Below are 12413 nucleotides of genomic sequence, written 5' to 3' on the forward strand. Positions count from 1 at the left end.
AGTAACTTTTTATAAATGAAAGGGTACCCAACCTTCACCAGTTGTCTTGAAACATGTAGTTATCAACTCAACTGGTGAAAGTCTTACACCTTTACTTTCTTCCCTAAACGGTTAGTGAGCCTTACCGCCTGAACGTTCAAATCCAGCGTAAGGGTGGTATAGAGTTGATTGCAGGCCTGAGTGACGCTCCCGAAGATCTTGTGGCATATCTCCCAGGTGGACTAAGCGAGTCGGTTCAGCAGCCGCTATCCAACGATCGGCAAAGTTGTCCCACGAGTCAATATGCTTATGAGCGGATTTGGAATCCTTGAAATGCTCATAGATAAGCACGTTTCCATCATCGGTTACGTAATACTGGTAGTTCAGGGTTCCACCTTCTTTCTTAGTTGCTGCGACCATCTCATTCACAACAGCTTTGAACTCCGCTTCATGTCCCTTTCTTATCTTTCCCTCGATAATCCAACCTACGTTGTTAAACATGCTTGCTACCTCACTACCGAAAGTATCGTTTAACCATATACACCGGAATAGCTTAAAGTACTACCCACGGCGCTTAAGTGGTGTGTTGAATTGTAGATGGTTTTTGGGGAAGCACATTTAATCACAGGTATGAAGAAAATTTAATAAGTTAAAGCAGACTACAGGCTTCTGATCAGAACGTGACAGTCAACTAAGTAGCACTACAATATATCGAGCTTACCTGGTAAATGTGTATTGCCCATGGCTTATTCTGGATAACCTAAGGAACCTCTGAATAATTCTGAGTCAATTTGGTAATATTCACCTACCCATCAAGACTACGATGAATCATGCACCAAGTCACCTTTGCCGAAGCAGAATATAAGCTAAAGCGCCGTATAACTCGCCGAGAGAAGTTTCTTTCTCAAATGGAAACCCTCATCCCATGGCAGCGACTAGAGGCTCAGATCACTCCTTGTTACCCACAAGGCAAACTTGGCCGACAGCCATATCCATTGAGTGTCATGCTTCGTATTCATTGCATGCAACTATTTTACAATCTCAGTGATCCCGCTATGGAAGATGCACTGTATGAAATTGAATCCATGCGTAGTTTTGCTGGATTGACTTTGAGTAACCCAATTCCCGATGAAACAACGATTCTTAACTTTCGCCACTTACTGGAGCTCAATCAGCTAGGTGCAGCTCTTTTTGATGAAATCAACAAACATCTTGCTGAGAATGGCATGGTACTGCGTGAAGGCACGATTGTAGATGCCACTATTATCTCTGCGCCAACTTCAACTAAGAATGAAAAGAAAGAACGTGATCCGGAAATGCATCAAACAAAGAAAGGCAATCAGTGGCATTTTGGGATGAAAATGCATATCGGGGTTGATGATGTGCTCGGAGTAATACATAGCATAGATACAACAGCAGCGAATTCGCATGATGTCACAACTACAGAGCGAGTTCTCCACGGGGAGGAGAAAAGAATCTGGGGAGACTCTGGGTACATTGGTGCGGAGAAACGTGAAGAGTTGAAAGAGCGGGAGGCGGATTGGTATATAGCAATGAAGCCGAGCAAGCTAAAAACTCTTCCAGGGCGTGATGCACTTCGTAAAGCGGAAAAGATCAAGGCGCAGATAAGAGCGAAGGTCGAGCACCCCTTCCGCTACATCAAACGGATATTTGGCTATGACAAGGTCCGCTATCGGGGACTGCTAAAGAATACTGAGAGGCTGTGCTTACTGGCAGGCTTTACCAACTTATTAATAGGGAGAAAATACTTGGCTGCCTAGGGGTGGTTCGCCTGAAACCCGCCTATTGAGGGTTTCAGATGAAAATTAGGGGACTATTACGCGAAAATTACACATTTGTGCGTAATAAAGTGAATTTTCAAGCAGCTCAGCTTAATTCTGGAAAAATGCTTCGTTGATCAGAGGGTCCCTAAAGTTAATAGTATATTTATGACCGTGAACAAATGAGCGGGTAGGGTCAATTACAACTTATTCAGGTTAAGAAAGATAATGGATAACCCCTTTGCTAATTTCATACACAATATAATCTAATTTCACTTGGCTCAAAATCTGGCAGCCACACTAACTAATTCGAATTAAGGCTGTAATAGAGATACTATGACAAAGCCAATAACTACAAAACTCAGAAATTGTCTTGTCAGTCTCTTCAGAGGAATTAGCCAGGTCATCCTGCAAAGAAACGCCTTGAGTGGCTTTCTATTCATACTCGGAGTAACAGTTAACTCTATTGCCATGGCTATAGGGGTCGCAATTGGGGTTATCACCTCAACTGCCTGTGCAAATATCCTTAATTATCCCGTAAAACAAATTGAGGATGGACTATTTGGGTACAATGGAGCTTTGATCGGTGTAGTCATATTCTTATTATATGCTCCATCCCTAATGACTTTTTTATTGATTGTCGGTGGAAGTGCTTTAGCAGTCTTAATTATGCGCTTTATGCTGCTTCATTTTGTCCTTCCGCCTTATACTGCACCCTACATTCTGGTGATATGGGCTATATGGATATTGGCTCCAGCACTAGATCTAGCGCCAACTACAGTATTTGTTAACGAAAACACCTCAACCTGGGGGATATTCGAAGGTATTGGTCAAATTATCTTTCAGAACAATGCCATTACAGGTATTTGTTTTTTAATTGGGATTTTTATCTCGAATAAATCTCATGCGTGTTGGAGTATTATTGGTGGAATGCTGGCCACATCACTGGCCATGTTCCTGGCCTTATCACCCACATTAATTCTTGCCGGGCTCTTCGGTTACAATGCATCTTTGAGCGCTATTGCATTATCAAATGGTCGTAAGCGATGGCTAGCCCCAATTGCAGGGAGCATATTAACCGTTCCAATCGCAATGGCTTTTATGAGCGCTGATATTATTGTATTAACCGCGCCATTTGTTATCGCTAGCTGGATTATATTGTTGATCCAAAGAAAACTTACATTAACTCATTAATCCAGTCCATTAGAGAAAACACTAACTCGTGAAAGATTCGGTAAGTACAGCTTCCATTTGACGAATTGATTGAGTCCAACTGACTTTTGCCAGTTTTGCATAGTCAGTGTTGAGAAGCGTATGTGTCAGAGTAACGATGGTACCAAGCTCACTGCCCCTGAAAACAACTTCGACCAAAGATGCATTCTCTTGCGGCTCGGTGCTGTTTGGCAGATTAAGATTGCAATGCTCGTGGACTTCAAAAACCAATCGCTTTGGCCTGTCAACGCTGCGATACACACCAGACATAATGCAGGAACTGCCGTTTGGAGCAGTCATCTCAAAAGCAAAGCACCCACCAACCTTGGCGGTGAGGTTGAGTACACGTGTCGTGAAATCGTCAGGCCCCCACCATTTTTCAACCATGTTGGGTATGATCCAGGCATCAAAGACCTTCTCTGGCACTGCCCGGACTGTATAAGAGATCAGTTCGGTTCGAACATCCTTTTGATATGTAAAATCGATCACTGTTGCACCTTATTCTTTTAAGTAGGGGGGTTCCAGCAGCCTGTTAACACTGAAACATTTTATCTTTGTCCTATAACACCATTTAATCGACTCCACCTGATTCTATGATCATAGTAGGGAGCCAAACCAGCGCTTGCAGACGCTCTATAGCATATCCATTATCGTTGAGGTGGCGAGGCTAATCGAATGACTGAATAAGCAGTTTCCAAGTAACCTTAAGCTGCTTTTAATACGCAGCTACACCCAGTAGCCATTGCCTAACAATTTTTCACCGATATACTTATTCAGATGGAAGAAAATCACGACAACCTGAATACTGTTTTCCAAGCTCTGGCTGATCCAACACGACGCGCTGTCATTCAGCATTTGATAAGCGGACCAGCGTCGGTCACCGAGCTCGCAGAACCATTTGAGATGGCACTCCCTTCGTTCATGAAGCATATTGGTGTGCTGGAGGATGCGGGCTTGATTCGCTCCAAGAAAACCGGTCGCGTGCGAACCTGTGAGATAAAACCCAAGCAACTGACTGCCGCACAAAAATGGATCAATACACAAACGGCTATATGGGAAGGCCGGATGGCTCGGATGGCGAGCTATGTCGAAACGCTTGATGCAGAAGAGCAGGATGACTTAGTACAAAAGGGGTAAATGCCCGAACAGTACGGATCCCCCAGGCGTAAACCAATTTCTCTCCCTCCACCCCACCTAGCACTGAAGCTTTAACCGCGCGGAGCCTTTCGCGGGTTATCCATTGACCTAACAATTACTGTTAACTATAGTTACCCAAAAAGCTAACTATCGTTATTTTTTGCACTCGGCTGTTCACGCTTTGCAAACATCGCAGAGGGATTCGCATGAGCCAAGATTTATCCCACGACACCATATCGATCAGTAGAACGATCAAAGCACCGAGAGAGCGGGTATTTTCCGCATGGGAAGACCCGCAAGCCCGCTCGATATGGGGGCCTCCTTCTGAAGATGAAACAATTGAATTTCTCGAAAATGACTTTCGCGAAGGAGGCATTGACATACATCGATGCGGTCAAAGTAACGATCTGCGATTCAGGGTTGAAACACACTATTACGAAATCAGAAGGCCACATCGGCTTCTGTTCACCGAACGTGTAACTACGGATGGCTCTCCACTGAGTATCTCTTTGATTAGCGTGGAGATCGGCAATAGTGAAAGCGTGACAGAACTCAAGGTAACGATACAAATCGCCTCCCTGGTCGGCTCGGGAATAATCGAGGGAACTAGCAATGGGTGGCAGCGCGCTCTTTCTAATCTGACTGCATACATGGAAGCAAGAAAAGTAGAAGCCGAATAGAAAAGGGCAATATTGCTTCTCTTCGGGCTTCAATAGCCATTGAGTAACAGTCCAAGTACAACCCGCAGCATCATTTGGGCCAATAGAACCAACAGGGAAGAACTTGTGCGAAAAATAATTGTAAACACATTTATTAGCCTGGATGGTGTGATGCAGGCCCCTGGCGGCCCGGAAGAGGACTCTTCAGGGGGCTTTGAGCTTGGTGGATGGGTAGCTTCCTATTTTGATGAAGGTGTTGGTGAATTCATGGGCAATGTGTTCGCAGCGCCATTTGAGTTACTACTTGGCCATCGGACTCACAATATTTTCGCTGCACATTGGCCAAAAGTTGCTGCTGACCCTCCGCCTGAGGGTGTTGATGAAAGTGAAATCCAGCTGATCAAAAAATCGACGGTACAACACGATACGTGGCTTCTCGCACGAGACCTGAGTTTACCTGGGAAGGCAGCGAGTGGCTGGGGGATGACCCAATCTCAAGGCTTCGTGCAATCAAGGCTAGCAATGGCCCTGATTTGTTGGTTCCAGGCAGTGCTGACTTTATTCAAACTCTACTCAAAGCGGACCTAATTGATCAGTTCAAATTACTGATTTTTCCTTTGGTCCTGGGTAACGGAAAACGCCTTTTCGGTTCAGGTGTGATCCCTACAGCGTTCCATGTACAGCAAGCCATGACGACAGATAGCGGTGTAATTTGTGTGACCTATGTTCGAGGCGGAAGTATCACGACTGGAAATTTCTCCCTGCAACGAGAGTAGGGCCGGCAGTATAAGCGCAATTTGGGATAGATAAGCAGAGATAGGAACTCGAAAGTTATGGAGCCCATCACTGACTTGGTATTCAAGGGAAGCTGCGCACATTGTGCCGATACGCTCGGCAGTAAGATCAGATCTGGAACGCCCACCAGATGTCCCGACATAACTATCAATGCCAGAGCCTTTCAGCAGAGTAAGTATTCGACCCGTTTAAATCCCGAGGAGATATCAAAATGACAGAACTCGTTACCTGTCTTTGGTTCGACTACGGCGAAGCAAAGAAAGCGGCGGAATTCTATGCAGCAACTTTTCCTAACAGCCATGTCGACCGCATTAATGCGGCCGCCATCGACTACCCCGGTGGCCATGAGGGCAGTGAGCTAACCGTTGAATTGACTGTCCTTGGGCGCAAGTTTATAGGTCTGAATGGCGGTCCAAATCTAACTCCGAATGAATCGGTTAGTTTCATGGTTATCACCGAAAACCAGGAGGAAACTGACCGTTACTGGAATGCGATTGTGGATAACGGTGGGCAAGAGAGCGCCTGCGGTTGGTGTAAGGATCGCTGGGGTCACTCGTGGCAAATTACGCCAAAACTGCTACTCGATCTTACAACGAATCCCGACCGTAACAAGGCAAAGCGCGCCTTCACCGCGATGATGACCATGAGAAAGATCGATATTGCGACAATTCAAGCTGCTACAAATTCGGTTTGAAGTAACAGAGAGATATCGCGAAAGAGTATTTATACCGGGCATGAGCAAATCCCCTCGTCAACCCTGAGCTACTGGCACAACACCTCAACAAGCTAAGTGACACTGCCCTCGTCAAGCTCAGTCCCAACAGACAATGCAAGAGACAAATATATGAGGATCAGATTGTGAGACGGTTAGTGGTTTGGAATGTGATGTCGTTGGACGGCTGCTTTGAAGGCACCGCCCCATGGTCATTGGACCATCACGCAACAGTGTGGGGCGACGAATTAGAAGCCTTCTCTCTTCGACAGGGTGATGAAATCGGCACCTTGCTATTCGGATGTCGCACCTATAAAGGGATGGCCGATTATTGGCAAAACGAAACTGGGGCGATTGCGGACATGATGAACTCGCTTGAAAAAGCCGTCATCTCTCGCACGCTAGAAAACGCCAATTGGTCAAATACTCGTCTACTGAAAGGCGAGGCGGCCGAACATGTTCGCGCGCTGAAAAAAGAGACCGGGAAGAGGGATATCTTCGTATTTGGTAGTTCGAATCTTGTAGCTACTCTGCTCAGAGAAGGTCTAGTAGACGAGTACCGGATATGCCTAGCACCTATCGTACTAGGAGCTGGCTCACCTCTCTTCAAACCTGACGGTATCCAGAAAAATTTTGAGCTGATGCGGGCAGATACCCTTGAAACGGGCGGACTAGTCCTTCGCTACAAGTGCCTATAAAAGGGCGGAGTGTTAGTGCAACCAGGTTCTAGGCATGGTTTGTATCATTAACCTAAAAGAGTCTATAGGAAGAGGGTCATGATGAAGTTCCAACTTCTTCGATTGCCACTTGATCTGGATAGAAGGCAATACGCCCGTTGATCACCCCGGCAAAGTCAAAAGCAGCTTCATAGGCCCATGCAATAGCTTCTCCGCTATCATCGATTGAGAAGTAGCTGGCATCTCCTTTCAGTGGGCAATAGCTTGTCTTTCCCTCTATAAGGGAGAGGGGAGCGAGAACATCTTCTTTTGGGAAATAGAATACGGGGTCGAGCATATCTTTTGCGAGTTCTGTAACTCTCAAAGCATTACTACTCTCGGCAATCACCTTGCCACCACGACGCACACGCACTGTCCTAGGCACAATCTTGGCGCGCATAAGGTGTCGGGGTTCTTTCGGGTTGTGGATTGTGTTACTAGACATCGTAACTTCTGGATAGGGCATTGATCTTTCCTTTCAAGGTATTAGCGATTAGCGGGCCGCATTTATCCAAATAGAGATACACACTTATAAGAGTAAGCGAACAGCGAGCCTTCATGTCCCCTCACTTGGACTCAATAGTTAGCGCTGATACGACCTTCGATGCATAAATTGTGGACGATTGCCGCCGAATTACGAACTTTCCAGATCCCGTTGAAACAATAGGGTTGGCATGGTCACAACTGATTTTGATGGTAACAACTGCATCGCACGCGTTAGCCAACTCCCTAAAGTACCTCTCCAATTCCAGCGATAAAATCCTAGGTAGTAACAGTGTAAATTGTTACCGTGTACTCGGCGTACGGGAAGTGGTGACCAGTATCAACCAATCCTTCACCACTCACGCATTGGCCCGAGCATCTACACCCCAAATATAGAAATCCTTGGGCCCTGGGGACAGTTCTCTGATTTCGGGATAGGACCCCAAATTGCATGAAACGTAATCGTCTCTATTAATTCGACTGCCCCCTGGGTTTTCCTTTAATGATTAAGTAGGCTTGGGTGTACTTTTCGTTTACCTACCATTCCTGTTATAACTCTCCCAACTTCCTGCTCAGAGGGTAATTGTGCTACGTCATACGCAAACCATGCCACTGAGTCCGCATTTTCCACCGCTTTCACCTCAGTGAGCTCTGCCATAAGAGTTGCCGCTGCATCTTGTCCGCGTAACTGATTGAATGCCTGCTGTACAACAAGCTTGAATGCTTGTTCATGGGTTTTACCATTGTCCTGATGGAACTTCATCCATATAGCGCCACCTTCACTAATAGCTTTATCCAATTTATCCGCGATGCCTTCATCATTGAAATATTTATGATCCACGGTTTGCGCATATTTATGTGTTCCTTCATGGATCAGAGTAACAATGCAGAATACCTCACCTTTCTCCCAAATTTTACTAAAACTCAAGCAGATAGGGTTTTGATTGGGCTTCATAAAGCTCCCCCCCTTAAGTTGCCCTCCACCAGCCCATGACAACTTACAGAAGTTTGAAATTGATCTGCCCCAACTTTCCGTAAGGGGCACAAACACAAACCCGGCCGCATTTTTCGAAGGGTCCTCAATACCAAATGGATATCCTATCGTCGATATGGTAGAGCATTGAACCTTACACAAGGTGGGCATCATTTTTACATCCGCACACTCCACATCATTACTCAAGCCTATCTGGGTTTTACTGAGTTTTTGAAGTATCGCATTTACACAATTTGAATATCTTTGTGGCGGGCAATCCATAGGAAGGCCGAAGTAGTAGGAGACTAAATTTTTAAATTTATCAGGAACCTTATCAGGGTATGTAATCGCTACAGTGCACATATCTATCGCTCGTTTTAAGATAGTCTGTGCTTCATCCAGCCAGTTTTCGAGTGATTTTTTGACCTTCGTTTGAAAAAGTATCGGCGAATTATCCTCTACCAACACGGTAAAACTCACTTCCCGGTTGATACTGCGGCTCACTATTTTTGTCATAATTATTCTCCTGCCTTTTCCTGCTACTTTCAGCGATGGAATCCACTGTTTTTGCTCTGATGCCAAACCAGAGCAAAATAGAATATATAATATTACTTAGCACGACTGTACATTAATATTCTTAAAATCATTCAGGAATAGCACTTCTTAACAATCCACCTCGGATTAAAATTCCCTAATGTGTTTTGCAATAATTCTTCTGGAAATTACTCATAGATTAATATTGCGGAGGGATTGAGGCAGTTCGCAGTATTTCGAGTCACTTTAACTGATTTTTGCTGATTTTGGACTGGGCTAGTAATTACTGAGCGCCTGCCACTACCAAACCCTGCCTAATCCAGCCACAATTAAGATGTGGTATTGATGAATCAATTTGCAGCAGTGACATGACTGATATAAAAAATCTCAATTTATCAATAAGTTAAAACTGTTTCGCCCAATATTCCCCTAGGTTGTAATTACTAAAATGGGAGAAGGAAAAATACACCGCGCTTCGGACCCTATGAAGCATGGGTGCCGATTAGGAGCTTACAAGGATGTATTAACAGCGTGTCTCGAGTGCGGTGTATTATTTTCTTCAACCCCAGTAGTAATTAACCGACTATTCAAACTAGGGCAGTCGTTTATAGGAATAAGCTTTTCCACCTTGACGAAGAGTAAACGAGCGGGCAGGGCTCGTATCGCTCTCCTCAAACTCTATAGTCAACCCTGGAACCATCTTCGATGCATAGATTGTGGACGATTGCGGTCGAATTACGAATTCTCCATATTCCGCTGAAACTATAAGACCTGTATAGCCGCGGCTGATTTCGACAATATCATCTGTTCCGTGCCCATAGCGCCCGACACCTCTCAAAAGCACCTCCTCTGGTAAAGTGATGAAATCTGGGACAGGGACAACCTTAGTAGATACCGTCTGCTCGGGGTTCAAGAAGTGATGGCCAATATCATCCAGACCTTCGCCGCTGGCAGTATCTGCCAAGGCAACAACACCCGCTCTCCGCGCTGGGTTAAAACCCATAAATGTACGCGATCCATCACTGCTACCATTGGACCAATAGTAAGTCTCTCCATTAGTGGTTGTCCTGCGCCAACCCAGGGCCATACGAGTGATATCACTGCCTCCCGGCCTATCAATTGACAGCATTAGCCGCGATGCTGCAATCAAATCCTTAGGGCCTCGACCGTTGATAAACAAGTCTAGAAGTGTGAGGAGATCTCTGGCTGTAGATCGTAAACCGCCAGCCGGCGAGAGCACCCCATCGCTTGTTGGGCCGATCGGGCTGAGATAGAAGTCATGGCCTTGAGCTCGCCGAGTAGACTTCTTGGGATCATCCTCTATAGTGGTATCACTTAGCCCTAAAGGTCCCGTCACACGCTCTCGCAGTATCGTTGCAAAAGAGCGGCCTTCCTTCAAAGCAAGTCCTTGACCTAAGAGCCCAAAAGCCAGGTTTGAATAGCTGAATTGAGTACCCGGGCTAGCTTTCAGATGATAGCTTGGCAAGCCACCATAGAGCTGCTCAAAGGAGTAACCAGCGTACTTATTGGGCGCATCGGGCGCCGATGCAGCAAGATTATTTGGTCTTAGAGGAAGAGAAGCAGCATGGGTAGCCAGGTCGGCGAGAGTGATTTGTTGCCCTTCAAAAGTTGGAGCTTTTACACTGGCTGGTACGTAATCCTGGAGAGGATCATCGAGTTTCACTCTCTTATGTACAACTTCAACAGCCAATAGCAAGGCCGTAAATATCTTAGTTAACGACGCAATTTCAAAAATCGTATCGTCCCCTAGTTGATAAGTATCCTTGGCTTCAGGCACTCGGACAGTAAAAATTCGACGATCAGAAAAATTTAGGGTACCTGCAACTGCTGCATGTGCCGCGTGTTGCTTAAGAATACGATGCCGAATGAGACGTTGAAACTCGTCATCATCATTCACTGGATGACTTGATAAAGCATCTAAAGCGATGAGTGGTCGAGGGACAGCAAATACAGAGGTAGCCCCAAGAATTAATTTTGCGAAATCACGTCGTTCCATGGCAGTCAACACCTATTCAAAAACTTTCCAGAATTTAGTTGGTAAACTTTGACTATCAGAAAGGCATAAAAGTTCTTGTGATAGATACGCTGATCACTAACAGAGATAAACGCATTTTGGGCAAACGGAGCCTAATGGAGGATAAGCAGAACTATGGAGCTGGTGGAGCAACCAGTAAAGTTAGAACAGTTAGATCCTCAAAAAGAACTACTGCCAATAACCTGTGATGCTGAATAAAGAGGCTCAGGGGATAACCGAGCTTTTTACACTAGTAAAGCACGTTTATAAAAATTCTGAAATGAGTTTGATAGAAAATATTAGGTTATTGGTAGTGTGAAGGCACTGACGGAAAGCGAGTTTACACTCCTGAAAACCTCGTCCTTATGATGCTATTCTCCAGCTGGCAACTGTCATAGATGGAAGATTAGGATGGCCCGAATAGTTAAGGGCCCGTCTTCTGCGTTATCTATAAATAAAAAAATAGTTTGGAGTGTATGGGGTCACATCAAACATCTATAGCCCTTCCTAACGGCATTATTAAATTTATACGATTATGCCAAGGTCGCAGAGGTTAAAACACTGACTAAAACATTACCCTTTTTTATTAATAAAACCTCTATGGTTACTAACGACCGTAGAACTGCTATAGCGATTGATTTAAGAATTTATATCTCTGTGTTGTTACTCAGACAGAGCTGCTTCAGTCTCGAAGTCCTTTGAAAGTGGCATTGAAAAAATGGCCCTTAAATCAGGAAAGGGAAGTACGCGGTTTTACTGCTGGTTACGTAATAACTCGTAATATTATTTTTCACTCCATTTTATATATTACTGCCTATCAAATTGGTACATTGGACTCACTACTCTCACTGTCAAGCACAACGAAAAAGGAAATTTTGATGTTGAATCTTAAAACTTTACCGAGTCAGAACGGTAATTCTTGCGCCGCTCACTGCACCGAGATCGCAGTGTCAGGATTTGATCTCCGTGCGCCAAGGCCACAGAGTTTTGTGGAAGACACTCTGTGGCGCGCTATCAAATGGCAGAATGGGGACCTACCTCCGATGCCAAACGGTGCCGACCATCCCTTAGTGGCGGCCAACAATAGTTCGCCGATGCGTGTGCGAAACTATGTGAATACCCAGTGCCCTGGGCGTACCAGTCGGATTTTATATGACGCGACCCAGAAAGACATGTGCCTTCAATTCGCGCAGCCGGCCAATAGAGTTGATTATAATTCGTTGTTTACAAATCTCATACAGCCAGCTAGTAATGGGGGAATGCCGAGGAACTTGCTTACCGACACCTATTACAATTGCGCTTTTATGATGTTTCGAGGCCCTTCCCCTGGGTCTGCTCATGAAATGGGTTTCCATAATATCCTGGTAGCCAAGGATGGGTCCACAGTCAAATATTAT

General features: G+C 45.2%; 13 protein-coding genes. 8 read left to right on the top strand and 5 right to left on the bottom strand.

Annotated elements, in window-relative coordinates; genetic code table 11:
• Nucleotides 1-111: 111 nt before the first annotated feature.
• Nucleotides 112-480 (bottom strand): putative quinol monooxygenase, encoded by a 369-nt coding sequence (locus ACJJIS_RS10490; protein ID WP_108733199.1) that lies wholly within the window; start codon nt 478-480, stop codon nt 112-114.
• A gap of 329 nt (nt 481-809) precedes the next feature.
• On the opposite strand from ACJJIS_RS10490, the gene ACJJIS_RS10495 reads away from it, so the two are divergent.
• A complete protein-coding gene (locus ACJJIS_RS10495; protein WP_444916445.1) occupies nt 810-1760 on the top strand; it encodes an IS5 family transposase in 951 nt (316 codons plus the stop codon).
• 336 nt (nt 1761-2096) lie between these two features.
• The gene (locus ACJJIS_RS10500) at nt 2097-2954 is read left to right on the top strand and encodes an urea transporter (protein WP_445354198.1); all 858 of its coding nucleotides are present in this window, start codon (nt 2097-2099) and stop codon (nt 2952-2954) included.
• A 21-nt stretch (nt 2955-2975) separates the two neighbouring features.
• On the opposite strand, the gene ACJJIS_RS10505 is transcribed toward ACJJIS_RS10500, so the two are convergent.
• Nucleotides 2976-3461 (bottom strand): SRPBCC family protein, encoded by a 486-nt coding sequence (locus ACJJIS_RS10505; protein WP_475710229.1) that lies wholly within the window; start codon nt 3459-3461, stop codon nt 2976-2978.
• A gap of 288 nt (nt 3462-3749) precedes the next feature.
• Between ACJJIS_RS10505 and ACJJIS_RS10510 the strand changes: the two genes are divergently transcribed.
• The 6 genes from ACJJIS_RS10510 to ACJJIS_RS10535 all read left to right on the top strand — a co-directional run bounded on the left by ACJJIS_RS10510 (nt 3750) and on the right by ACJJIS_RS10535 (nt 6973).
• On the top strand, nt 3750-4109 hold the full coding sequence (locus ACJJIS_RS10510; RefSeq protein WP_413661976.1) for an ArsR/SmtB family transcription factor: 360 nt from the start codon (nt 3750-3752) through the stop codon (nt 4107-4109).
• 206 nt (nt 4110-4315) lie between these two features.
• A complete protein-coding gene (locus tag ACJJIS_RS10515; RefSeq protein ID WP_475710230.1) occupies nt 4316-4789 on the top strand; it encodes an SRPBCC family protein in 474 nt (157 codons plus the stop codon).
• 105 nt (nt 4790-4894) lie between these two features.
• Entirely contained in the window at nt 4895-5356 is a 462-nt protein-coding gene (locus ACJJIS_RS10520) for a dihydrofolate reductase family protein (RefSeq protein ID WP_445354195.1), read from the top strand.
• Nucleotides 5305-5544 carry a dihydrofolate reductase family protein gene (locus ACJJIS_RS10525; RefSeq protein ID WP_475710349.1) on the top strand — a complete coding sequence of 80 codons (240 nt, stop codon included), beginning with the start codon at nt 5305-5307 and terminating at the stop codon, nt 5542-5544. The genes ACJJIS_RS10520 and ACJJIS_RS10525 overlap by 52 nt, the downstream gene beginning before the upstream one ends.
• Before the next feature lie 230 nt (nt 5545-5774).
• Nucleotides 5775-6257 (top strand): VOC family protein, encoded by a 483-nt coding sequence (locus ACJJIS_RS10530; RefSeq protein ID WP_475710231.1) that lies wholly within the window; start codon nt 5775-5777, stop codon nt 6255-6257.
• Nucleotides 6258-6421: 164 nt separating this feature from the next.
• Entirely contained in the window at nt 6422-6973 is a 552-nt protein-coding gene (locus ACJJIS_RS10535; protein WP_445354192.1) for a dihydrofolate reductase family protein, read from the top strand.
• A gap of 76 nt (nt 6974-7049) precedes the next feature.
• Here ACJJIS_RS10535 and ACJJIS_RS10540 read toward each other — a convergent pair whose 3' ends face one another.
• From ACJJIS_RS10540 to ACJJIS_RS10550, 3 genes are all read right to left on the bottom strand, one after another.
• Nucleotides 7050-7457, bottom strand: a complete 408-nt coding sequence (locus ACJJIS_RS10540) for a DUF427 domain-containing protein (protein ID WP_444897352.1) — start codon at nt 7455-7457, stop codon at nt 7050-7052.
• 516 nt (nt 7458-7973) lie between these two features.
• A complete protein-coding gene (locus ACJJIS_RS10545) occupies nt 7974-8963 on the bottom strand; it encodes a hypothetical protein (RefSeq protein ID WP_475710232.1) in 990 nt (329 codons plus the stop codon).
• Between the two features lie 610 nt (nt 8964-9573).
• Nucleotides 9574-10998, bottom strand: coding sequence for a serine hydrolase domain-containing protein (locus ACJJIS_RS10550; RefSeq protein ID WP_475710233.1), 1425 nt, complete (start codon nt 10996-10998; stop codon nt 9574-9576).
• Nucleotides 10999-12413: the final 1415 nt, after the last annotated feature.

This window comes from Microbulbifer maximicatervae (SeqCode) (assembly GCF_056231245.1).

Coding starts and splice junctions, on each gene's coding strand:
- ACJJIS_RS10515 (WP_475710230.1), top strand. CDS start 4,316: ATGAGCCAAGATTTATCCCACGACACCATATCGATCAGTAGAACGATC.
- ACJJIS_RS10495 (WP_444916445.1), top strand. CDS start 810: ATGCACCAAGTCACCTTTGCCGAAGCAGAATATAAGCTAAAGCGCCGT.
- ACJJIS_RS10510 (WP_413661976.1), top strand. CDS start 3,750: ATGGAAGAAAATCACGACAACCTGAATACTGTTTTCCAAGCTCTGGCT.
- ACJJIS_RS10545 (WP_475710232.1), bottom strand. CDS start 8,963: ATGACAAAAATAGTGAGCCGCAGTATCAACCGGGAAGTGAGTTTTACC.
- ACJJIS_RS10500 (WP_445354198.1), top strand. CDS start 2,097: ATGACAAAGCCAATAACTACAAAACTCAGAAATTGTCTTGTCAGTCTC.
- ACJJIS_RS10490 (WP_108733199.1), bottom strand. CDS start 480: ATGTTTAACAACGTAGGTTGGATTATCGAGGGAAAGATAAGAAAGGGA.
- ACJJIS_RS10550 (WP_475710233.1), bottom strand. CDS start 10,998: ATGGAACGACGTGATTTCGCAAAATTAATTCTTGGGGCTACCTCTGTA.
- ACJJIS_RS10530 (WP_475710231.1), top strand. CDS start 5,775: ATGACAGAACTCGTTACCTGTCTTTGGTTCGACTACGGCGAAGCAAAG.
- ACJJIS_RS10540 (WP_444897352.1), bottom strand. CDS start 7,457: ATGCCCTATCCAGAAGTTACGATGTCTAGTAACACAATCCACAACCCG.